The following is a 22054-nucleotide window of genomic DNA, read 5'->3' as shown; positions in this document are numbered from 1 at the left end:
CGATGACCGCGACGGGAACGCCCCGTACCACGGCCGAAGTCCCCACCACCCCACCGGACGGAGTCACCGCCGAACCCGTGGACCCACCCCGGGCGCCGCCCGCCACCGCCACCGCAACCGCTACGGCCACCGGACAGGACGACGCCGGTTCCCCCGTGCCCGCGCCGCCGCGTGAGATCACCGAGGCCGCGCGCCTCGCCCCCGACCACTGGCTGAGCGTCCCCGACCCGGACTGGTCGGGCCGGGGCCGGCCGCCGGAGTGGGCGGTGCCCGGGCGGTGGCGGTCGGGGGACACCGGCGAGATCGTGGAGTGGCAGCCCAACCCCGGGTTCCGCCCCTCGCCGACCTCGCTGGGCTGGCCCGTCCCCGGCGACCCGGCGGAGGCGGCGATCCAGCTCGCGGTCACCGGCTACGGCCCGTCCTCCGAGGTGATGCGCACCCTGGCCCGCGCCGTGGTGGACGTACCCCTCGGCCCCGGCGGCGACCCGCTGGCCGCCGCCGCGTCCGACGGGTCGCCCGTGGTCCCGGTGTTCACGATGCCCGGCTACCTCAGCCTGTTCGGCGACTTCGCGACCGCCCGGATACCCGTCGCCGACCTGCTCGAACGGATTCCGGCGGGGCACGCCCTGTACGTCAATCCGTCAGGCCCGGCCGGTCTGGTCGTCGACGCCGGGGCGGTGGGCCGGGCGGTCACCGCGTCGCACGAGGCCCCGGACACCCCCGGCTCCCCGGAGCCCCGTACGTGAACGCTCAGAGCCGCGAGGACGGGAGGAGCCTGCGCTCCACCTCGGCGTCCCTCGTGGCCGACACCGGGTCCGGCTCCGCGTGCGGCGCGCACGCCGCGCCCCGCTCCGGCGTCCGCCCGCGCAACAGGTAGTCCTCGACGTACTGGTTGACGCAGGCGTTGTCGCCGCCCGCGATGCCGTGCGTCCCGGCGTCCCGTTCGGTCACCAGCACCGAGCCGGCGAGCCGCCGTTCCAGCTCCAGCGCCCCTTCGTACGGGGTCGCCGCGTCGCGCTCCGCCGCCAGGATCAGCGTCGGCGGCAGCTCACCGGGCCAGGTGCGGACGTCCAGCGGCTTCTGCCGGGGCGCCGACCAGAAAGCGCAGGGGAGGTTCATCCACGCGTTGTCCCACGTCTCGAAGGGCGCGGTCCGCGCGAGCCGGGTGTTGTCGCGGTCCCACACCCGCCAATCGGTCGGCCAGGGCGCGTCGTTGCACTCGACCGCCGTGTACACGGCGTTGCCGTTCTCGTTCTCGGCGGCGTCCCCCTCGCGCGGGGCGGCCTGCTCGACCAACGGCTTCTCGTTGCCCTTCAGATACTCGGAGAGCGCCGTCGCCCGCATCACCCAGTAGTCGTCGTAGTACCCGGCCCCGAGCATCGCCGCGTGCAGCTGCGCCGGACCCACCGTCCCGCCCGCCGGCTCGTGCGCGACCCGGGCCCGCACCCGCTCGTAACTGCGCGTCACCTGCTCGGCGTCGGTGCCCAGGTGGTACGTCCTGTCGTGCTTGGCCACCCAGGTGCGGAAGTCGGCCCAACGCCGCTCGAACGCCTGCGACTGGTCCAGGTTGTTGCCGTACCAGATCTGCCGGGGGTCGGGGTTGACCGCCGAGTCGAAGACCATGCGCCGCACGTGCGCGGGGAAGAGCGAGGCGTACAGGGCACCGAAGTACGTACCGTACGAGGCTCCCATGAAGGTGAGCTTCTCCTCACCGAGCGCCGCGCGCAGCACGTCGAGGTCACGGGCGTTGTTCAGCGAGGTGTAGTGCCGCAGGGCCGGACCGGCGCCGCGGGCGCAGCCCAGCGCGTACGCCTGCGCCTCGGCGACCCGTTCGCGCTTGTACGACTCCGAGGGGTGCGTGGGCGACGGGGAGGGCGCCTTGGCGAAGTCCGCCGGGTCCTGGCAGGAGAGCGGGGCGGAGCGGCCTACGCCGCGCGGGGCGTAGCCGACGATGTCGTACGCCTGGGCGATCCGCTTCCACTTGGGCAGGGACGCGGCCATCGGGAAGTACATGCCGGAGGCGCCGGGGCCGCCCGGGTTGTAGACGAGCGCGCCCTGCCGGTCCGCGACCCCGCCGCTCGCGAGGGCCCGGCTGACGGTCAGCCTGATCGTGGCTCCGTCGGGCTCGGCGTAGTCGAGCGGGACCTCGACGGTGCCGCAGGTGACGGGGGCGGACAGCATCTCCGACTTGGGGCAGCGGCCGAAGGTGATCCCGGCCCCGGCGGCCCGCTCGGCGGCGCGGATGACCCCGTGCGCCTCGGCCGAGAGGGTCTCGCGGGTGGTGGCCCGGGGGCCGCCGGTGTCCGCGCCGTCCGCGGGGGCGGCGACGAGGGCCGTCAGGACCAGGGAGCCCAGGGTTGTCAGAGCCCCGTACTTCGCTACTGCTCTCATCGCGTTCCCTTCGTGCGGGCGGCCGGAGGGACCGGGCGCACGACCGAGATTCGGCGGAGGGCGAGGGCGGGACAAGGACCGGGGGGCGGTGTCGGGGGCAATGACTCCGATGCGCCGTGGTGTCACTCCGGAGCGCTTCCCGGGATGCGGAAGCGCCCGGAGTGTGCGGGTGCGCACTCCGGGCGCTCGCGCCCCCTTCCCTGCCGGGTGTCACCCGGTCAGGAGCCTTCGCTCAGGAGCCGCCGCCCCCGCACCCCCCGCCGCCGCCCCCACCGCAGCTCGAACCGGAACCGCCACAGCTCGACCCGGAGCAGCTGGAGCCGCCCCCGCTGTCCGAGCCGCCTCCATGGCCGCAACCGCCGCCCGAGGCGGCGCACCCCCCCGCCGTGACTGTGGTGCCCGCCGTGCGACGAGCGGTCCGTGCTCGCCCCGCAACTGGCGCCCGGCGCGCTGCCCGCGCACCAGGTCGCCGCCGTTCCGACCACCACGGCGGCCGGCAGGAGGTGGTCCTCGGGCCTGGCGCGCGCCGCCGTCCCCAGGTGCCGGCGCAGCTCCTCGTCCGGCAGGGCCCGCGGGCCACGGGTGGCGACCACCCGGGCCGGGTCCGTGGAGGAGAGGTCCCGCAGCACGAAGTCCTTCAGGGCCGCCTGGCCCGCGGCGGTCAGCCGCCGCCTGGCACGGCTCGCGCAGACCAGGCCCACGACGGTGCTCACGATCATCAGCGGCGGCAGGGAGACGAGCGCGGGCGGGAAGCCCCCGCCGGGCTCGGAGTCCATCGACAGCACCCCCACCGTGACGACCGAGAACGGCACCGCGACGAAGCTCGCCACCCCCTGGATCAGCCCCCAGCGCGCGTACGGCTTGGCCGCGGCCGGCTGCACCAGCAACCCCCGCGCCGCGAGCGTGTCACCGACCCGCTGGACGGCCGCACCGCGCATCACGGCGCGGCGCAGGGTGTGCAGGGCGCCGCTGGGCGCGGCGGCGTGCTCCTGGACCACGGCCAGTTCGACGTCGCCCCGCGCGTCGCCCGGGCCCAGCGCGACGATGCCGGGGCCGCCGATGGTCAGCCGCCCGTCGGCCTGCATCCCGGCGATCACGGCGTCCACGACCCGGCCGGGGCCCCCGGCGAGGAAGGCGCCCTCCAGGACGTCGTGGACCTGGGCGGGTGCGCCGCCCGCCCGGCCGCGGAGGCGGCGCACACCACGGATCAGCAGGACGGACGAGACGACGACCGCGAGGGCGATCACCACGGCGAGAACGGTCATGACCACTCACTTCCCCACGAGAACGGCACGGGCGGCACGGACGAGACGGGTGGCCCGGCGCGGCGGGCGCGGGGCGGCGCGTTCCTTCCACCAGAGCGTCAGCCGCCGCCGGGCGGCGCCGTCCTCGGGGCGTCCCGCGATCAGCAGGTGCTCGGCGAAGTCGAGCGCGTCGCGGCGGTAGCCTCCGCGCATCGGGCTGGTCCGCGCGTACGCGAGGAACGCGGCCCGGTAGCCGTCGCCGAGGATCTCCGGCAGCTCGGGAGCGACCTTGGCGACCACGTCGGCGCGCTTGGCCGCGAGCGCCCGGCTCTGCACCTCCAGCCGCCGCGCGTCGAACCCCTCCGGTACGGGCGAGCCCGCCACCAGCGTCGACAGCAGGGCGGCCTGCTCCAGCCCGACCCGCGCCCGCACGTCGTCCCCGGCGGCCTCGGCGGCCTCGACGGGCGACGCGTCGTCCCGTACCGGCTCCGGTCCCCGTACCGGACGAGCGCGCACGGGCCCCGCCCCCGCGGTGACCGTCTCCCGGATCGCCGTCAGCTCACCGGCCAGTTCCGCCGCGTGCGGGAAGTTGTCGTCGCGCTCCAGCAGCACGCCGGGCGGCGAGACGCGGGCGCGCAGCTCCGCGAGGATGTCCAGGACGGGGCGGGTGACCGGATGGGCGTGGGTGTCGTGCCACACGCCGTCCCGCTCCAGGCCGCCCGCGACATGCACGTACGCGATCGCCTCGACGGGCAGCTCGTCCAGCGCCCTGACCGGGTCCTCGCCGCGGTTCACGTGGTTCGTGTGCAGGTTCGCGACGTCGATCAGCAGCCGTACGCCCGTGCGCTCCACCAGCTCCGCGAGGAACTGCCCCTCGCTCATCTCCTCGCCCGGCCACGCGATCAGCGCCGCGATGTTCTCCACGGCGAGCGGCACGGGCAGCGAGTCCTGCGCGATGCGTACGTTCTCGCACAGGACCCGCAACGCGTCCCGGGTGCGCGGCACCGGCAGCAGATGACCGGCCTCCAGCACCGGCGACGCCGTCAGCGCCCCGCCGGCCCGTACGAACGCGATGTGTTCCGTGACCAGCGGCGCGCCCAGCGCCTCCGCCCGGGCCGCGAGGTCCGCGAGCCGGCGGGGGTCGGGCCGGTCCGCGCCGCCCAGGCCGAGCGAGACGCCGTGCGGAACGACGGTGACGCCGCGTTCCCTGAGCCGGACCAGCGCGTCCGGCAGATGCCCCGGGCAGACGTTCTCCGCGACCGCCTCGACCCAGTCGACGCCGGACAGTCCCTCGATCGCGTCCGCGATCTCCGGACGCCAGCCGATCCCGATCCCCAGCTGTGGTGTGCCGTTCATGAATCCCCCTCCGCGCTCCCGCGACCTGTGGCGGTGCAGGAGTAATGGCCCCGCCGGACGACGGCGAACCCGCGAAGGGGGACGTTCAGAGGTTGATTTGAGGTTCCGGCCGCTACCGGCGCCTCACCGCTCCCACGGCGTCCACCGGCACCTCACCGCTCTCATGGGGTCTCCCCGGTCTCCGGCGCCGGGCGGTCGGTGTTGATCGCCGTCGGGGCGCCGGGTCCCGTGGAGGGCCGGGAGGTGAAGGACTGGTCGTCCCCGGTCGGCACGACGGCCGGCGGCGACGGCGGGAGGTTGCCGTCCGGCGGCGGCGGGCCCGTGGGGCTGGCGGTCGCGCCGCCCGCGGCCTCGTTGGCGATGGCGTCGAAGTCGACCAGGCCGGTCGCCTCCAGCATCGTGATGTGGTCCAGGACCGTCTGGTTGGCGTCGCTGGCCAGCTGCCGTATCAGCGTGTTCCGCGTGCTGTTCCTGACCTGCGCGACGAGCGAGAAGACCTTTCCGTGCGCGGCGCGCAGCAGATTCGCGAACTTGATCTCGTAGTCCTTGCCGGTCGCCGCCGACAGCTCCCTGAGCCAGCCCTGCTGCTGCTCGTTGGGCTGGTTCGGCAGCTCCACGCCGAGCTTCGCCGCCACGTCACGGGCCCGCTTGTCGAGGTCCGCGTGCCCGACCACCAGGTGGTCACCGCACTCCTTGATGGCCTGGCTGGGGGCGCGTTCGATGGCCTGCTGGCCCGCCGGCAGCTCCCAGAGCCCGGCCAGGCGCACCCGGACCAGGAAGTCGCGGTCGGTCGCCGAGAGCGGACCCCACTGGGTCGACACGCTCGACGCGTTGAGGTTGGCCTGCCCCGTACCTGAACGTTCGGCGTACGACCAGACGGGGAAGGCCAGTGCCCCGACCGTGGCGACCAGTGCCGCGATGATGAGCGCCGTACCGTTGATGCGTCGCAACAATGTGCTGCCTCCCGAGCCGATGTGTGCACCGCTTCATGAACCGCCGACCGACGGGGCCGTTCAACTTACGTGGCGGTACCGGGAGGTACGTAATCCGGGGGCGCGGTGTTCAGCTCCTCAGCGCCGGATGATCAGCGACCACGGTGCAGGAACCGGGCGCGATCTCCGTGAATCCGGCATCCCGGACCACCGGCAGCCCGCTCGTGGTGAGCCGCCGCCAGCGCGCGGGGTCCGCGGTACGGACGGCGAGCGGGAAACCGGCCTCGCGCCACGCCTTGCGGTCCGTGTCCGACAGCTCCCACCAGGCGAGTTGGGCGCCGTGGCCGGCCTGGGCCATCGCCTTGCCCGCGGACATCCCGACCTCCGGGTTCAGCCACAGCACGGGGTGTGCGGGGTCGGGCGCGGGCGGCGGGGCGGGGTCGTCCAGATCGGTGCCGGAGACCTGGAGCTTGGCCAGTTCCTTGGGCCAGCCGTCGAGGGGGATCGGCGGGAAGACCCGTACCTCGGCGGGAGGGACGTCCGGGGCGGCGCCGGCGGCGGTCCCGGCGTGCGCGCCGGTGGTCGTCAGGCCGGGCAGCTCCGAGGCCCGCCGCCACTCCGCGCCGCGCGCCCGCCGGACCACCTTGCGGATCCGCGCGTCCTGCCAGTCGCGCATCGCGCGCGCCCACTCGCCCTCGTCCTCGCCCTCCCCGAGCGACCGCTCGTCGGACAGCATGAGGAGCACCGCCCGCGCCGCCGTCTCCAACGCGTCGGTACGGGCCGGGGGCGCGGCCTTCTCGATGCGGACCACCAGCGGCAGGACGTACTGCGGGGCCGCGTCCCGGTCGTTCTGCTCAGGTTCGAAGGTACTTTCGCTGCTCACGGCACCAGTCTGCCAGCCCGTCCTGGCGGGCCGGTTGGCGGAACGACCCCCTCCGCGCGACGATGCTCGCCATGAAGAGCGATCTGTTCGGCACAGAGCACATGGCACAGCAGGCGACCGTCCCCGGGATGACGCTCCAGAACCCCAAATCGATCAAGTACGCCGTCAACGGCGAGATGCACGCCCGCCAGGGCTCCATGATCGCCTGGCGCGGGAACCTCCAGTTCGAGCGCAAGGGCCAGGGCATAGGGGGCATGCTCAAGCGCGCCGTCACCGGTGAGGGCCTGGCGCTGATGGCCGTCCGCGGCCAGGGGGAGGCGTGGTTCGCGCACGAGGCGGAGAACTGTTTCATCGTCGAGATCGAGCAGGGCGACGCGCTCACGATCAACGGCCGCAACGTGCTGTGCTTCGACCCGACGCTGTCGTACGAGATCAAGACGGTGAAGGGCTCCGGCATGACCGGCGGCGGCCTCTTCAACAGCGTCTTCACCGGGTACGGCAAGCTCGCCGTCATCTGTGACGGCAACCCCCTCGTGATCCCCGTGACCGCGCAGGCGCCGGTGTACGTGGACACGGACGCGGTCGTCGGCTGGAGCGCGCACCTCAGCACGTCGCTCCACCGCTCCCAGTCCGTCGGTTCGATGATCCGCGGCGGCTCGGGCGAGGCCGTCCAGCTGATGCTCCAGGGCGAGGGCTTCGTGATCGTGCGGCCGAGCGAGGTCACGCCCCCGAAGGCGACCGGCTGACACCGGGACCGGGGGCGCCGCGCGCGGGCGCGATCCCGTCCGGCGCACCCGGTCCGCCGGGGCCCCCGGCTGAGTACGCTGGAGGATATGGCGGACAGCGGAGGCATCACCACGGAGGAAGAGGCGGCGGGCACGACCGCGGCGCGGGAGACCGCGTACGCCGAGTGCGTGCTGTGCCGGAAGCCCACCGAGTACCCGGAGACGGTCAAGGGCGCGACGCTCTGCCCCGTCTGCGAGTGGCAGGAGGCCCAGCGGATGGCCTGCTCGGGCTGACCCGGAGCCGCGTCCTCGTGCGCCCCGGGCCGTCGGCGTGACTCAGCGCCGCATCAGGTCCGAGACCTTGACCAGGCGGTACCCGCGCTTCCGCAGCTCGGGCACGATCCGCAGGACCGCGTCCTCCGTCACGGGCGCCGCGCTGCGCGTGCAGTGCAGCACCACCAGCGACCCCGGCGTGACCGCGTCCAGCACCTGCCGCGCCACGGCGTCCGCGTCCGTGGCGAACGCGTCGCCGCCCACCACGTCCCACTGCACCGCCGTCACCCGCGCCGGCGCCAGGGCGCGCAGCGCCGCCGCGTCGTAGCAGCCGCCGGGGAAGCGGAAGTAGGGCACGACCTGGCGCGCGCCGACCGCCCGGAACGCGGCGAAGGCCCGCCGTACGTCCGGGGCGATCCGCTCCCGGTCCAGCCGCGGGAGTCCGTAGCAGTCACCGGCGAAGGAGTAGTGGCTGTAAGAGTGGTTGGCGATCTCGAAGAGCGGGTCGTTGCCGATCTCGTGCGCCTGGGCCGGGTACTCCTCCGCCCACCGCCCCGTCATGAAGATCGTCGACGGGACCTCCAGGCGGCGCAGCAGCGCGATCAGCGCGGGGTTGTCGAACCGCTCGCCCCGCGCCGCCCGCTTCCCCTGATCCGCCGTCATGTCCGCGTCGAAGGTGAGCGCCACGGCCTTCCCCGCGTCCCGCGTGCCCCGCCGGAAGACCGGGGTCAGGCCGCCGGGACCCGGCGCGACGGTCGGCGGCCGCTGCGCCACCACGGGTCTGGGCGCGGCGGCGCGGGCCGGGGGCGCCGAGGGGGAGGCCGAGGACGAGGCCGGGGAGGTGGTGCCGCAGCCGGCCAGGGTCAGGCTCACGAGGGTGGCGCCGAGCAGCGCGCGCAGGGGTGCGTATCGGATCATTCACGCAAAATATATGATCATACGGTCAATTCGGTGGTGCGGCGTGAGGGGTCGGCGAATCCGTCGCCGGGCGGGCCGCACCGCGACCCGCCCGGCGACGGAAGCACCGCTCAGTGCCAGGGGCCCGTGACCGCGAAGGTCGTCCCCGGCTTGTAGCAGTTGACGTACATCGTCCCGCCGTCCGGCGCGAAGGTGACCCCCGCGAACTCGCCCCACTCCGGACGGTCGGGCGTGCCGATGTTCTGCGCGCCGCGCGCCATCGCGTACACCTCGCCGTGCCGGGTCACCCCGAGGACGTGCTGCGCGCCCCCGCCGTCCTCGCAGACCATCAGCCCGCCGCTCGGCGCCAGACAGATGTTGTCGGGGGACTCGCCCGGCAGCTGGACGTCCGTGTCGGGGCCGAACACGATCACCAGCGTGAGGCGGCGGCGCCCCGGCTCGTACCGCCACACCTGCCCGAAGTGGTCGGCGGCCGAGCCGATCGCGCGCTGCGCGAAGCTGGACACGAAGTAGACCGCGCTGCCGCCCCAGTAGCAGCCCTCCAGCTTCTGCGCGTGGGTGATGCCCCTGCGCCCGAAGTCCTGGAAGCGGATGCCGGTCTCCTTCGCCGACGGGTCGGGCACGGGGACCCATTCGACACGGTCGAAGGTCGCGCCGGCCTCCTGGACGACCGACAGGTCGGGCACGCCCGGTACGCGCATGGCCTCCAGCTCGCCGCCCGCCCGGAGAGAACCGATTCCTCCCCGCGGTTTGCGCGGCAGGAAGCGGTAGAAGAGCCCGAACGGCTTCTCGAAGGCGTCCTCCGTCTCGTACACGATCCCGCTGCCCGGGTCGACGGCGATCGCCTCGTGCGCGAACCGGCCCATGGCGGTCAGCGGTACGGCGCCGGTGCGGCGCGGATCGTCGCCGTCCACCTCGAAGATGTAGCCGTGGTCCTTGGTGTAGCCGTCGGTCCCGGCCTTGGCCTCGGTCTCCTCGCAGGTCAGCCAGGTGCCCCACGGGGTGGGCCCGCCCGCGCAGTTGACGGCCGTGCCGGCGATGGCGACGCGCTCGCCGAGGACGTTGTTCCGGCCGTCCATCTCGATGGCCGTGCACCCGCCCCGGCCCATCGGGTCGTACGTGATGCCGGGGACGGCCGGGACCGGGATGCGGGCGTCGGCGTGGTTCTCGTGGTTCCGTACGAGATGGACGCGGCCGCGGTGGCCGGCGAAGGCGGCCATGCCGTCGTGGCTCCCGGGGACCAGGCCCTCGCCGGAGCGCAGCGGTTCGCCCTCGCGGGACAGGACGGTGTAGCGGAATCCTTCGGGGAGGTCGAGCAGACCGTCGGGGTCGGGCACGAGCGGGCCGTAGCCCCCGCGGCCCGGGGCGGACTCGCGGGCGGCCGTGGCCGCCGCCGCCGTACCGGTGAAGAGTTCGGACACCGCTCCGGTGAAGGCGATCCCGGCGGCGGTGGCACCGGTGCGGGCGAGGATCTGACGTCGTGTCGCGGACATGAGGCAACTCCCTGCTGGCGGACAGGAGACGTGACCCGCATGTGTGTAGCACGTGCCGTGGGGCGCGTGAACCATGCGGGCCACGACGGGCCTCGTGTGTCGCGTGCGGCGGCCGAAAGGCGGCCGGACGGCGGCCGGACGGCGAGCGCCGACGGCGGCCGTACGGCGACTGCCTGCGCCGGCCGGTCAGGCGAGCTTGGCGCTCAGGGTGATCGTCGTGCCGGTGAGGGCCTGGCTGACCGGGCAGTTCGCCTTCGCGTCCTCGGCCGCCGCGACGAACGCCGCCTCGTCCACGCCCTCGACCTCGCCCTCCACGGTGATGTGGATGCCGGTGATGCCCGTGCCGGGGGTGAGGGTGACGTCGGCCTGGGTCGTCAGCCGGGTCGGCGGGGTGCCGGCCTTGCTGAGACCGTTCGACAGGGCCATCGAGAAGCAGCTCGAGTGGGCGGCCGCGATCAGTTCCTCGGGGCTCGTCTTGCCGTTCGCCTGCTCGGCGCGGGAGGCCCAGGTGACCGGCTGCTCGGCGATGCCGGAGGAGTCGAAGGTGATGACGCCCTTGCCCTGGATGAGGTTGCCCTCCCAGACGGTGTGAGCCTGTCGCGTAGCGGCCATGATGGAACCCTTCTGATCGGTCGAGCTGATGATCGGTGTGCTGAACCGCGTGTGCCGCCGCCGTGTTCCGGCCGGTCGCGCGAGCGGCCCGCCCGATCCGCCACGGCGACGAGTCATGCCTACGAACCTACTGCGCCACCAGACGTTTCGCGTCCCGCGCCAGGGCCGTCAGCCGCGAGATCGCCCGGAAGTACTTCTTCCGGTAGCCGCCGTTCAGCATCTCGTCACTGAACAGCCGGTCGAAGGGCAGCCCGGAGGCGAGGACGGGGACCTCACGGTCGTACAAACGGTCGGCGAGTACGACCAGCCGCAGCGCGGTCGACTGGTCGGGCACCGCCCGGACGTCCGTGAGGCAGACCGCCCGCAGTCCCTCCGTCAACGCGCCGTAGCGGCTGGGGTGGACCGTGGCGAGATGCCCCAGCAGCGCGGGGAAGTCGTCGAGGCTCGCGCCCTCGGTGGCGTACGCGGTCTTGGTGACCTGTTCCTCGGAGTACGGGGGCGGCGCCTCGGGCAGGCCCCGGTGCCGGTAGTCGTCGCCGTCGATGCGCAGCGACCGGAAGCGGGACGCCAGCCCCTGGATCTCCCGCAGGAAGTCGACCGAGGCGAAGCGCCCCTCACCGAGCTTGCCGGGCAGGGTGTTCGAGGTCGCGGCCAGGGCCACCCCGGCGTCGACCAGCTTGCCGAGGAGCGTCGAGACGAGCACCGTGTCGCCCGGGTCGTCCAGCTCGAACTCGTCGATGCACAGCAGCCGGTGGCCGCCGAGGGTCCGTACGGTCTCCTGGAAGCCGAGCGCACCGACCAGGTTGGTCAGTTCCACGAAGGTGCCGAACGCCTTGACCTCGGGCGCGGCGGGGGTGGCGTGCCACAGGGACGCCAGCAGGTGGGTCTTGCCGACGCCGTACCCGCCGTCCAGGTAGACGCCGCGCGGGCCGGCCGGCTCGGCGGGCTTGCGGCCGAACCAGCGGCGCGGGCCCCCCTGGCCCCCGCTCCCGGAGGAGTGCGCCCCGCCGCCGAGACCGGCCGCGAAGGCGCTCAGGACCGTCACCGCCTCGGTCTGGCTGGGCTGGTTCGGGTCGGGCACGTAGGTGTCGAAACGTACGGAGTCGAAGCGCGGCGGCGGCACCATCTCCGCGACCAGCCGGTCGGCGGGGACACGCGGTGCACGGGCGCACAGGGACAACGGGACCACGTCGGACGCGGGGTGGCGCCCGGACGCGGGAGGGAAGGTCGACACAGCGATCAAGTCTAGTGGGGAGGTCGGAGGCGGGTGGGGGGGTGCCGGGGGCCGTGGGGCTGCCGGGTGGGAGGGGTGGGGCGGCCGGGGTGCGGGAGGAGGCGCCGGGGGCGGGGCGCGGGCGGGCGTGGCCGAGGGGCGCGCGACCGCGCCGACGTGCGCGGACAGACCGGTGAGGGCGCGGGGGGCGTGCCAGACTGCTGGGCATGCGACGCCTGTTCCCTGTGACCGATCAGACACGTACGGCCGCGACCGGGCAGGGCCGTGCGGCCGCGCCTGAGCAGAGCCCGGCGGCCACCGAGCCCGAGTGGACGCTGGACGCGCTGGCGGACCTGTACGCCTACCCGGCGGTCGAGGGGGGAGAGACCAACGACGCGGCCACCGGTGTGTGGCTCCGGGCCAACATGGTGTCCACCCTCGACGGCGCCGCCCAGCACGACGGCCGCTCGCAGGCGCTCTCCTCGGACGCGGACATGCGGATCTTCGGCACGCTGCGGGCGCTCGCCGACGCCGTGGTGGTGGGTGCGGAAACGGTTCGGCAGGAGGGCTACCGGCCGGCCCGCGCCCGGGAGGCCTTCGCCGCCCGCCGCGCCGCCGCCGGCCAGGGCCCCGCCCCCGTCATCGCCGTGGTCACCGCCAGCCTGGACCTGGACTTCACGCTGCCCCTGTTCACCGAGCCGCTCGTCCCGACCCTGGTGCTGACCGGGGCCGCCGCGCCCGCCGACCGGGTCCTGGCCGCCCGGGAGGCCGGCGCCGAGGTGCTGGTCGCCGGGGACGGCGCGGGCGTGGACCCGCTCCTGGCCGTGCGGGCGCTGGCCGGACGCGGCCTGCGGCGGCTGCTCACGGAGGGCGGGCCCCGGCTGCTCGGCCAGTTCGTGGCGGCCGGCGTCCTGGACGAACTGTGCCTGTCGCTGTCTCCGACGCTCACTTCCGGGTACGCGCAGCGCATCGCGGGCGGACCGGCCCTCGCCGTACCGGAACGGTTCGCCCTGGCCTCCCTCCTGGAGGAGGACGGGTTCCTGTTCGGCCGGTACCGCCGCCCCTGACGGCGGGATCCCCGCCCCTCCCGGCGGGGCCCGGCGGGACCGGGTCCGACCCTCACCGGAATTTGCCGTTCCGCTTAGCTCCCGCTGGGCAGACTTACTCTCGCAGTCCCCGTGTCCGCGCGGGGAAGGATGGTTTCCGCAGTGGGCCGAACGTGCCCGCGAACGGGCAGAACGTGCGTAGGAAACGGGCGAACGTGCCCATGAAGACGAAGGGCGTCCAACGTGTTCACAAGCGTATTGATGATCGAGAAGCCCCTGACGCCCGAGGACGTGGAATTTGTCACCACACTCCACGGGGACGAGGCGACCGCGTTCGTCGTGCTCATGCAGCCCCGCGGGGACCAGGCCGACGTGCTGCTGCGCGCCATCGACGACGTCGCGGTGGGCGAGCTGCGCGAAGCCACCCAGGAGGGCGAGGAACCGGAGGGCGAGGAGGCGCGCCTGCCGGCCGAGAAGGCGTTGGCCCACTCGCTGGCCGCGCTGCGCGCGCACGGCTCGCAGGCCTCCGGCGAGGTCGTCGAGTCACACCCGCTCGACAGACTCAAGGCCGTCGTCGACGAGTCCGGGGCCGACGAGGTCATCGTCATGACCGAGCCGCACTACGTGGAGGAGTTCTTCCACCGCGACTGGGCGTCCAGGGCCCGCCACAAGGTCGGCGTACCGGTGCTCAAACTCTTCGCGCACAGCGAATAGGCTGGGCGGCACACAGCGCGTGACCTGGCGCACGCGCCACGCCCCGCCAGCACCTTGGGAGACATACAGATGGCACCGGCACCCGGCATCCCCACCGCCCTGGAACGGCCGCACTTCATCGGCATCGGCGGCGCCGGAATGTCGGGAATCGCCAAGATCCTCGCCGCGCGCGGGGCCAAGGTCGCGGGCAGCGACGCGAAGGAGTCGGAGACTGCCCAGGCCCTGCGCGCGCTGGGGGCCACCGTGCACGTCGGGCACGCGGCGGCGCACCTCGCCGACGACGCCTCGTGCGTGGTCGTCTCCAGCGCGATCCGGGCCGACAACCCCGAGCTGGCCCGCGCCGCCGAGCTGGGCGTGCCCGTCGTGCACCGCTCGGACGCGCTCGCCTCGCTGATGGGCGGCCTGCGCCCGATCGCCGTCGCCGGCACCCACGGCAAGACCACCACGACGTCCATGCTGGCCGTCGCCCTCACCGAGCTGGGCCTCGACCCGTCGTACGCGATCGGCGGCGACCTCGAAGGCCCGGGGACGAACGCCCGGCACGGCGAGGGCGAGATCTTCGTGGCCGAGGCGGATGAAAGCGACCGCAGCTTCCAGAAGTACGACCCCGAGGTCGCGATCGTCCTCAACGTCGAGCTGGACCACCACGCGAACTACGCGTCGATGGACGAGATCTACGAGTCCTTCGAGACGTTCGTCGGCAAGGTCGTGCCGGGCGGCACCCTGGTGATCTCGGCCGACCAGGCGGGCGCCGTGGAGCTGGCCTCGCGGGTACGGGACCTGTCCACGCTCAAGGTGGTCACCTACGGTGAGGCGGCGGCCGCGGACGTACGGGTCCACAAGATCACCGCGCGCGGTCTGACCAGCGAGGTGACCGTCGTGCTCGACGGCCGCTACCTGACCTTCGCGGTGTCGGTCCCCGGCCGCCACTACGCGCTCAACGCGGTCGCCGCGCTGGCCGCGGGGGTCGCGCTCGGCATCCCGGCGCACAACCTTGCGTCGGCGATCGGCACGTACACCGGCGTCAAGCGCCGCCTCCAGCTCAAGGGCGAGGCCGCCGGGGTCCAGGTCGTCGACTCTTACGCGCACCACCCCACGGAGATGACCGCCGACCTGGAGGCGATGCGCGCCGCCGCACCCGGGGGCTCCCGGCTGCTCGTCGTCTTCCAGCCGCACCTGTTCTCCCGTACGCAGGAGCTGGGCACCGAGATGGGCCAGGCCCTCGCCCTCGCCGACTCCTCGCTGGTCCTGGACATCTACCCGGCCCGCGAGGACCCGATCCCGGGCATCACCAGCGCGCTGATCATCGACGCGGCCACGGCCGCGGGCGCCCAGGTCACGGCCGCGCACGACAAGGACGCGGTGGCCGGCCTCGTCGCGGGAATGGCGGGACCCGGTGATCTCGTTCTCACCATGGGCGCCGGCGACGTCACGGACCTCGGTCCGCTGATCCTGGCCCGCCTGTCCGCATAGAGGTACACCGACCGAGGGAGCGTGTGCGCAATGGCGTACGACATCGAGAAGCCGGACGAGCAGTGGCGCGCCGAGCTGTCCCCCGCGGAGTACAAGGTGCTCCGCAAGGCCGGCACCGAGCCCGCCTTCACCGGCGAGTACACCGACACGAAGACGACCGGCGTCTACTCCTGCCGGGCCTGTAGCGCCGAGCTGTTCCGCTCCGACACGAAGTTCGAGTCGCACTGCGGCTGGCCGTCGTTCTACGACCCGAAGGACTCGGACGCGGTCGAACTGATCGAGGACCGCTCCCTCGGCATGACCCGGGTCGAGGTGCGCTGCGCCCGCTGCGGCTCCCACCTGGGCCACGTCTTCGAGGGCGAGGGCTATGGCACCCCGACCGACCAGCGCTACTGCATCAACAGCATCTCCCTGCGCCTGACCCCCGACGAGGGCTGACGGCAACCAGGAGCTGACGGCGGGCGGGCGCGGACGCGGCCGGCCCGCCGAAAGCTCTCACGTCACGGGGTGGGCTTGCCCCGGAGGCCGAGTTCCTCCTGGTGCGAGGACACGCGGATCCGAAGACCCTTGCCCGGAGCCGCCTGATCGGTATCGACGAGTAGGCGTACGTACATCAGTCGAAGGCGACGACAAGCCGAATCTCCTCCTCGCCGAACCGGCCCGCCAGCGCCTTCATCACCGCGAAGACGTGCGGCCACTGGGTCGTACTCCCCAAGAGGAAGCCGGCAGTCAAGGGCTCGTAGCGGCAGCGCAGGTCTCCGGTGACCCATTCCGTGAGATGAGCGGAACGGTCGAGGCCGAGAGGTGGCGGCCCTACGGCCTCGAGCACTTCCCGAGGCCACTGAGCGGGGACGAGCCGCTGGTGCAGGAGTGAAGGCAGGGACTCTCTCGACCAGGTCAGCCGGCCGGCGTACCCGGCGGGCGCGGACGTGAGGTCCAGCCGGGAGAGTTCCGCCCAACTGACCCAGGTGGCGCCGTGGAGTTCCCCGGCCTCCACCATCAGCTCCAGTTCGGCCCGCAGGCCGTCCGACAGGTCAGGAGGAAGGCCGCGGTCGGCGGCGAGAGGACGGAAGCCCGCGTAGTTGCGCACTCCGAAGAGGTAGCCGAAGGCGGCGTAGTCGCTCTGGTCGTACAGCGGCCACAGGTCCATCGCCATGACCCACGGTTCGCCGTCGTAGTAGCCGGCGTCGACGCCGGGATGGCGGAACTCGATGCCGCCATGGATGTCCGTGCTCACGGCGGCTCAGGCTAGTGCTTCCCTGGCAGCGCGACGTAGCTCAAAGGCTGTGGTTCTGGTGCGCCTCCAAGGGGAACCTGGACGGCTGTTGTCCCAGCGTGGCTCAGCGCCGCTGCGGGTGGATCCCCTCGGCGCGCAATGCCGTGACCGGTGCCTACTCAGGCATCGTGGCCGAGATGGAGTCGCCGGCTCGAAAGCTGCGGGCGTCCGGGATCCATGCCGTCGCCGTTCAGCCATAGGAGCCGGAGGCTCGGGTACGGCGATCGGACAGGCGGCACGGCAGCGCGGTGGTCTTCACCAGCGATCCGGACGACATCCACGCCTGTCTCGGGGTGCTGGATCCACCGGACGTTCATGTGGTGGCGGTGTAGACGCCGGACGGGTTCGTGCCCGTCCGGCGTTTGTTGTTCTGTGCGGGGTCAGCTCGTTCGGCGTCGGAGGGCTAGGCCCAGGCGGCTCAGGGTTCCCGGGCGGTTCCAGGTGCGGAACTCCTCGGTGTGGTGGCGGCCGGCCCGGCCGAAGCTCTCCTCCACCGCCGCGAGGTCCTCGGCGGGCAGGGACCGTACGGCGGGCCGCAACACCTTGTCGAGGAGGGCGGTACGGGTGCGGTCCCAGGCCGGGTTGGCCCCGGGGAACGAGCTCCAGGCGATGAAGCAGTCGGCCGTGTACGCCGGTACGGTACGCAGCCGCTCGCGGGTCGCGTCCGCGCGGGCGGCCCGGTCGTAGGCGGCGAGGAGGTCCGCGTCGTCGGCGTGGATCAGGTCGTACAGCTCACCGTTCGGCCGGTCCTCGGAGAGGAGTTGGCGGGCGAGCGCGCCCAACGCCTGGTCCAGCACGCCCGGTTCGACCGGCTCGGCGTCCGCGCGCAGCAGGCGGGCCCGTACGGTCCAGCCGGTGGGCGCCCGCCCGGCCCGCAGGTCCCCGGCGAACTCCAGGAGCAACAGGGCCGAGCGCACCCGCGGTTCCAGCTTCTCGGGGAAGCTGCGCAGCAGGTCGTGCGCGAGGTCCGGGGCGTCCGGGTCGTCACCGGGGCCGCCGAGCGCGGCGGCGACCAGGGTGGCCCAGGTGCCGGCCGCGCGGTGGGCGTCGGAACCGGTCTCGCCGAGCATGCGGCGGGCCTCGCCCGCCGTGGGCGTACCGTCGGCCCACACCAGGCGTACAGCCGTGCGCAGGACGGGCGGTTCGGCGAACGGCGAGACCCCCGCGGCCCGCAGGACACCGGCGAGGGCGGCCACGCGGTCCTGGTCGGCGCCGCTCGCGGGCGGGCCGGTCACCGACCACGGGGCGGGGGACTCGGCGCACATCCGCAGGTGCGGCAGCGACTGGACGCCGTCGAGGGAGAGGGTGGTCCGGTTCAGGAGGCGGGTGGCGGCGGGCGGATCCGCGGCGGCGAGCCGGTCCAGGGCGCTCAGCAACGCGACGCGCAGCTCGAAGTGGTCCTCCAGCGCGGTTCGTACGGCGGGGGTGTACGCGCTCTCCGGTTCGGCCAGCAGCGCGCCGGCCAGCCGGTCGGCGAGGTCCGGCAGCAGCTCCGCGCAGTCCACGCCCAGAATGCCCGCGATCCGGAGCAGGCCGACCGGGCGCGAGGTGTCCCGGCCGGTGCCCGGGAGGTCGGTGGAGAGGCCGGCGGAGATGCCGGCGCGCAGCTCGAAGGCCAGTTCGGCGCCGAGGCGCTGTTTGAACTCGGGTGACAGCGAGCGGAGTTGAAGTTCGGGGAGCAGGGGCAGTTCGCGGGATGCGGGGGATGCGGGGGACGCGGAGGATGTGGAGGGCGCGGGGGATGCCGGGGGGCCGGGGGGTGTCAGCGGCTTCGCGTCGGGGTCGGCTCCCGCGCCGGTGCGGGCCCCGGTGCCGGTCGCTCGTACCGCCTCCGTCAGGACGAGTGCGGCGAGCGGCGCGGTCACGTCGTCCGGCGCGCGGTTCGCGAGGGCGCCGAAGAGGTCGGCGAGGGCCTGGGTCTCCGCCGCCGTACGGTCCTCCCCGTTCGGCGCGCACAACGCGCCGACGAGTATCCGCAGGAGCTCGTCGTCCAGGTCGCGCGCGTGCGTCCCCGCCCAACCGGCCGCCTCCGCCCGGCCGTCGGGCCCCGGGTCCACGCCCGCGCGCAGCGCCACGGCGGCGAGCGCGCCCGGGTGGAACCGGCCTCCGGGCAGCGCGGCGGCCTCCTCGAACAGCTCGGGCGCCCCCGCGAGCCACAGGCGCGCCGCCGTCCCGGCCCAGGTGTCCCGCGCGCCGTCCGCGTCCGGGTGCGCGCCTTCGGTGCAGTCGAGCACCCGGTAGCGGTGCGGTTGCTCCGCGAGGCCCCGCGCGTCGCCCGGCAGGACCCCGAGGACACGCTGCGGGGCCTCGCGCGGGCGGCGGGTGTACGTGGTGAAGGTCAGCCGCGCGGCGTCCGCGGCGGACAGGACGTGCCCGGCCAGCGCGATCCACTGCGCGACGTCCGCGCTGCGCCGCTCGACGAGCACGATCCGCGGCGCCTCGGGGGAGTCGGCCGGCTCCTCCTGCGTCGCGATCGCGCGCAGCCCGGCGACGTACCCGGCCAGCCACGGCGCGCGGGACGCCGCGAAGCCGATCAGCCCCTCGCGGTAGAAGAGGCCCGAGGCGGGCAGCGAGTCCAGCGGTTCGGGCACACCGCCGTCCGGGGTGGCGGCGGCCCAGTGCGGCGAGTTCCAGGCCGTGATGGGCAGCGCGCCGCCCGGCAGTCCCGCACCGGGCGGCAGCAGCACGGCGTGCGCGTGGAACGCGCTCCTGCGCCCGCCCGGTTCGGCTCCCACGCAGACCGCCCGGGCCAGCAGCCGGCCGCCGTCGGAGAGGGCGCTGTGGCTGAACGCCTGCGGGAAGTCGGCGAGTTCGGCGTCCGTGGGGCGGCCGGGGGCGTCGCGCGGAGGCTCGTACCCGAGCAACTGCCCGGCCTCTTCGACGAGCGGCCGGGCGATCCCGTCGGTGACGGCCGTGAACCGGACACCCGAGCCGCCGGATTCCGGCGGAACGGACGTGTAGTGCAACTGTGCCAGGCTCATGCGCCGGCTCTCCTGTGTCTGCTGTGCCTGCTGTGTGCTCGCCAATGTCTACTTCAATTCGGCGCCGCACGGGGGCCGATGGCGAGACGGACGGGGCTTCGCGGGAGGGCCGGCCCCGGTTCACGCCGGCTGGAGCAGGTCCCAGCGGTTGCCGTACAGGTCCTCGAAGACCGCGACCGAGCCGTACGGTTCGTGCCGGGGCTCCTCCAGGAACCGGACCCCGGCCGCCCGCATCCTCGCGTGGTCGCCCGCGAAGTCCCGCGTGTGGAGGAAGAAGCCCACCCGGCCGCCGGTCTGCGCGCCGACGCTCGCCCGCTGCGCGTCCCCGGCCGCGCGGGCCAGGAGCAGGGCGGCCGCGCCCTCTCCCGCGCCCGGCGGGCGCACCACGACCCAGCGGGAGCCGTCGCCCCGGTCGGTGTCCTCGACCAGGCCGAAGCCCAGCTTGTCGGTGTAGAAGGCGAGGGCCTCGTCGTAGTCGGCGACGACCAGGGTGATCAGGGCGATGTGTGACATGCGCCCGTACGTTATACGTATGATGTGCGAGCGGCAAGGATGGGAGAATGCCCCTATGGACGCGCCCGCCCGCACCGGCATCACGGCCCTGACCGCCCGCGCCCGCCGCCTCGCCGTCCCCGGCCGGCGCCGCCTGCTCGGGATCGCGGGGCCGCCCGGCGCGGGCAAGTCGACCCTCGCGGCCCTCCTGGTCGAGCGTCTCGGCGGGCTCGCCGTCCTCGTCCCCATGGACGGCTTCCACCTGGCGGGGGCCGAGCTGGAGCGCCTCGGCCGCGCGGAGCGCAAGGGCGCCCCCGACACCTTTGACGCCGCCGGCTACGCGGCCCTGCTCGCGCGGCTGCGCGCCCCGGAGCCCGGGGCCGTGGTGTACGCGCCCGCCTTCGACCGGGCCCTGGAGGAGCCGGTCGCGGGCAGCGTCGCCGTACCGCCGGAGATCCCGCTCGTCGTGACGGAGGGCAACTACCTGCTGCACGACGAAGGCCCCTGGGCGCCGGTGCGCCCGCTGCTGGACGAGGTGTGGTTCCTGGACCTGGACCCCGAGGAGCGCGTACGCCGCCTGGTGGACCGGCACGTCCGCTTCGGCAAGGAGCCGGCGCACGCGGAGCGCTGGGTCAGGGACTCCGACGAGGCCAACGCGCGCCTGGTCGCCCGGGGCCGGGGGCGCGCCGACCTGTTCGTCGGGTGGGAAGACTAGGCTCGTAGTTTGGACGATCACCGGACGGCCGATGATCTGCGGGACGGCGATCCGCCCGGCGACGGACGGTACGACGGTCAGGGCGGGCGCGGCCGACACGGGTGGAGGCGATGGTGTGGGGTTCTTCCGGCGAGGGCCTAGGCGCGACGGGCGGGACACGCCGCGCGACCCGGCGTTCTCCTTCTTCTCGGTCGACGAGGGGGCGCTGTTCCGCGGCCAGGTGCGCGAGGCCTTCGCGGAGCACGGCCTGGAGGTCACGGTCTACGTCGACGTGGTGACGGACAGTTCCGGGCGGCAGTTCGGGCTCGGCAACCTCGCGGCGGTCTGCCACAACGACGACCGGGGTCCGCGCGTCTGGGGCGAGCTGGCCCGCCAGCACGCGGGGATGGTGCTGCGTACGATGGACGGCCCCTCCGCCCTCGACACCCTGCCGCCCGAGCAGATCCGCGCCCAGCTCTACCCGCGGGTCATCAGCGCCGAGGGCCTGGACCCGCAGACGTTCGCGTACGCGCGGTCCGTCGCCCCGGGGCTGTACGAGGTGCTGGCCCTGGACCTCCCGGAGAGCGTCATGATGCTCACGGACGAGGCGCTGGAGCCGCTGGGCGAGGTCGCGTGGCTGCGGGAGCAGGCGCTGCGGAATCTGCGTGAGCTGCCGGTGGAGAAGCGCGAGACGGTCAAGGACGCGGACGGGATGCGGTTCGAGGTGGTCCTCGGCGACTCGTTCTACACGGCCAGCCGGGTCCTCGCGCTGGACTCGCTCGTGCGGCGCGTCACGGGCCGGCCGATCGGCCTGGACGGCGCGCTGGTCGCGATGCCCTTCCGGCACCAGCTCGCCTTCCACGTCATCCGCGACGCCACGATGATCCCCACCCTCAACGCGATGGCGTCGTTCGCGGCCTCGGGTTTCGAGGACACGCCCGGGGCGATCAGTCCGTACGTCTACTGGTGGCGCGGCGGCACCCTCACGCAGCTCAGCGAGGAGGACGAGGACGGCGAGGGGCTGCGGATCGTCGTCGGCGACGACTTCGAGGCGCTGCTGGAGCGGCTGGTCGAGCAGGACCCGCCGGGCTGACCGGGGGCCTCTGCCCGGCGTCCTCGCCGGCCGCCCTACCGGGCGTTCCGCCGGTCAAGTGCGCCCGGAGGGAAGGATTCCAGTCCTCTCGGCAGCTGGTACGTGAATACTCAAGCGTTTCCCCGCTCGCTGTGTTTCGTGAGCATGTCAGGTGCGCAAGATCGTCTCGGCACGCACCACGCGTTCTGGAACAGGACTCCGCCCCCACGGTTCCGGAGTCGAGCGAGAGGTAGTGATGGGCTTGC

At 73.8% G+C, this 22054-nt stretch carries 21 protein-coding genes; 9 read left to right on the top strand and 12 right to left on the bottom strand.

The window, feature by feature from the left end; all coding sequences use genetic code 11:
* Nucleotides 1-2 precede the first annotated feature (2 nt).
* On the top strand, nt 3-746 hold the full coding sequence (locus HA039_RS06870) for a type VII secretion system-associated protein (RefSeq protein ID WP_167025298.1): 744 nt from the start codon (nt 3-5) through the stop codon (nt 744-746).
* A gap of 4 nt (nt 747-750) precedes the next feature.
* On the opposite strand, the gene HA039_RS06865 is transcribed toward HA039_RS06870, so the two are convergent.
* The 5 genes from HA039_RS06865 to HA039_RS06845 all read right to left on the bottom strand — a co-directional run bounded on the left by HA039_RS06865 (nt 751) and on the right by HA039_RS06845 (nt 6806).
* Entirely contained in the window at nt 751-2391 is a 1641-nt protein-coding gene (locus HA039_RS06865) for an alpha/beta hydrolase (protein ID WP_167025295.1), read from the bottom strand.
* A 218-nt stretch (nt 2392-2609) separates the two neighbouring features.
* Nucleotides 2610-3656, bottom strand: a complete 1047-nt coding sequence (locus HA039_RS06860; RefSeq protein ID WP_243869235.1) for a TIGR04222 domain-containing membrane protein — start codon at nt 3654-3656, stop codon at nt 2610-2612.
* Between the two features lie 6 nt (nt 3657-3662).
* Entirely contained in the window at nt 3663-4991 is a 1329-nt protein-coding gene (locus tag HA039_RS06855; protein WP_167025292.1) for an MbnB/TglH/ChrH family RiPP precursor modification enzyme, read from the bottom strand.
* 161 nt (nt 4992-5152) lie between these two features.
* Complete coding sequence (locus tag HA039_RS06850) at nt 5153-5941, bottom strand: DUF4142 domain-containing protein (protein ID WP_208298555.1); 789 nt, start codon at nt 5939-5941, stop codon at nt 5153-5155.
* A 112-nt stretch (nt 5942-6053) separates the two neighbouring features.
* The gene (locus HA039_RS06845; protein WP_167025286.1) at nt 6054-6806 is read right to left on the bottom strand and encodes a peptidyl-tRNA hydrolase; all 753 of its coding nucleotides are present in this window, start codon (nt 6804-6806) and stop codon (nt 6054-6056) included.
* 71 nt (nt 6807-6877) lie between these two features.
* On the opposite strand from HA039_RS06845, the gene HA039_RS06840 reads away from it, so the two are divergent.
* Nucleotides 6878-7552: an AIM24 family protein gene (locus HA039_RS06840; RefSeq protein WP_167025283.1), complete on the top strand. Its 675-nt coding sequence runs from the start codon at nt 6878-6880 to the stop codon at nt 7550-7552.
* Nucleotides 7553-7639: 87 nt separating this feature from the next.
* Nucleotides 7640-7825, top strand: a complete 186-nt coding sequence (locus HA039_RS06835; RefSeq protein WP_167021929.1) for a hypothetical protein — start codon at nt 7640-7642, stop codon at nt 7823-7825.
* A 42-nt stretch (nt 7826-7867) separates the two neighbouring features.
* Here HA039_RS06835 and HA039_RS06830 read toward each other — a convergent pair whose 3' ends face one another.
* The 4 genes from HA039_RS06830 to zapE form a co-directional block, all read right to left on the bottom strand.
* Nucleotides 7868-8722: a polysaccharide deacetylase family protein gene (locus HA039_RS06830; RefSeq protein WP_167025280.1), complete on the bottom strand. Its 855-nt coding sequence runs from the start codon at nt 8720-8722 to the stop codon at nt 7868-7870.
* A gap of 110 nt (nt 8723-8832) precedes the next feature.
* The gene (locus tag HA039_RS06825) at nt 8833-10215 is read right to left on the bottom strand and encodes an alkaline phosphatase PhoX (protein ID WP_167025277.1); all 1383 of its coding nucleotides are present in this window, start codon (nt 10213-10215) and stop codon (nt 8833-8835) included.
* Between the two features lie 186 nt (nt 10216-10401).
* A complete protein-coding gene (locus HA039_RS06820; RefSeq protein ID WP_167025274.1) occupies nt 10402-10827 on the bottom strand; it encodes an OsmC family peroxiredoxin in 426 nt (141 codons plus the stop codon).
* Between the two features lie 127 nt (nt 10828-10954).
* Nucleotides 10955-12061 (bottom strand): cell division protein ZapE, encoded by a 1107-nt coding sequence (zapE, locus tag HA039_RS06815; RefSeq protein WP_167025269.1) that lies wholly within the window; start codon nt 12059-12061, stop codon nt 10955-10957.
* A gap of 206 nt (nt 12062-12267) precedes the next feature.
* Here zapE and HA039_RS06810 point away from each other — a divergent pair, with 206 nt between their 5' ends.
* The 4 genes from HA039_RS06810 (at nt 12268) to msrB (ending at nt 15711) form a co-directional block, all read left to right on the top strand.
* Nucleotides 12268-13107: a pyrimidine reductase family protein gene (locus tag HA039_RS06810; RefSeq protein WP_167025264.1), complete on the top strand. Its 840-nt coding sequence runs from the start codon at nt 12268-12270 to the stop codon at nt 13105-13107.
* Nucleotides 13108-13329: 222 nt separating this feature from the next.
* Nucleotides 13330-13800: an indole-3-glycerol phosphate synthase gene (locus tag HA039_RS06805; RefSeq protein ID WP_167025261.1), complete on the top strand. Its 471-nt coding sequence runs from the start codon at nt 13330-13332 to the stop codon at nt 13798-13800.
* A gap of 69 nt (nt 13801-13869) precedes the next feature.
* Nucleotides 13870-15273 (top strand): UDP-N-acetylmuramate--L-alanine ligase, encoded by a 1404-nt coding sequence (gene murC, locus HA039_RS06800; protein ID WP_167025257.1) that lies wholly within the window; start codon nt 13870-13872, stop codon nt 15271-15273.
* Nucleotides 15274-15303: 30 nt separating this feature from the next.
* Nucleotides 15304-15711: a peptide-methionine (R)-S-oxide reductase MsrB gene (msrB, locus tag HA039_RS06795; protein ID WP_167025254.1), complete on the top strand. Its 408-nt coding sequence runs from the start codon at nt 15304-15306 to the stop codon at nt 15709-15711.
* Nucleotides 15712-15886: 175 nt separating this feature from the next.
* Here the strand turns inward: msrB and HA039_RS06790 are convergent, their stop codons facing one another.
* The 3 genes from HA039_RS06790 to HA039_RS06780 form a co-directional block, all read right to left on the bottom strand.
* On the bottom strand, nt 15887-16510 hold the full coding sequence (locus HA039_RS06790) for a hypothetical protein (RefSeq protein WP_167025251.1): 624 nt from the start codon (nt 16508-16510) through the stop codon (nt 15887-15889).
* A 419-nt stretch (nt 16511-16929) separates the two neighbouring features.
* On the bottom strand, nt 16930-19530 hold the full coding sequence (locus HA039_RS06785) for a GTPase-associated protein 1-related protein (protein WP_167025248.1): 2601 nt from the start codon (nt 19528-19530) through the stop codon (nt 16930-16932).
* Nucleotides 19531-19650: 120 nt separating this feature from the next.
* Nucleotides 19651-20043, bottom strand: coding sequence for a VOC family protein (locus HA039_RS06780; RefSeq protein WP_167025245.1), 393 nt, complete (start codon nt 20041-20043; stop codon nt 19651-19653).
* Between the two features lie 55 nt (nt 20044-20098).
* Between HA039_RS06780 and HA039_RS06775 the strand changes: the two genes are divergently transcribed.
* The gene (locus HA039_RS06775; protein WP_167025242.1) at nt 20099-20737 is read left to right on the top strand and encodes a nucleoside/nucleotide kinase family protein; all 639 of its coding nucleotides are present in this window, start codon (nt 20099-20101) and stop codon (nt 20735-20737) included.
* 115 nt (nt 20738-20852) lie between these two features.
* Complete coding sequence (locus HA039_RS06770) at nt 20853-21809, top strand: DUF1444 domain-containing protein (RefSeq protein WP_167036339.1); 957 nt, start codon at nt 20853-20855, stop codon at nt 21807-21809.
* The last annotated feature ends 245 nt before the right edge of the window (nt 21810-22054 follow it).

This window comes from Streptomyces liangshanensis (genome assembly GCF_011694815.1).
Classification (GTDB): Bacteria; Actinomycetota; Actinomycetes; order Streptomycetales; family Streptomycetaceae; genus Streptomyces; species Streptomyces liangshanensis.
The sequence above is the reverse complement of the archived record's forward strand: the minus strand, read 5'-3'. Positions and strand labels throughout refer to the sequence as shown.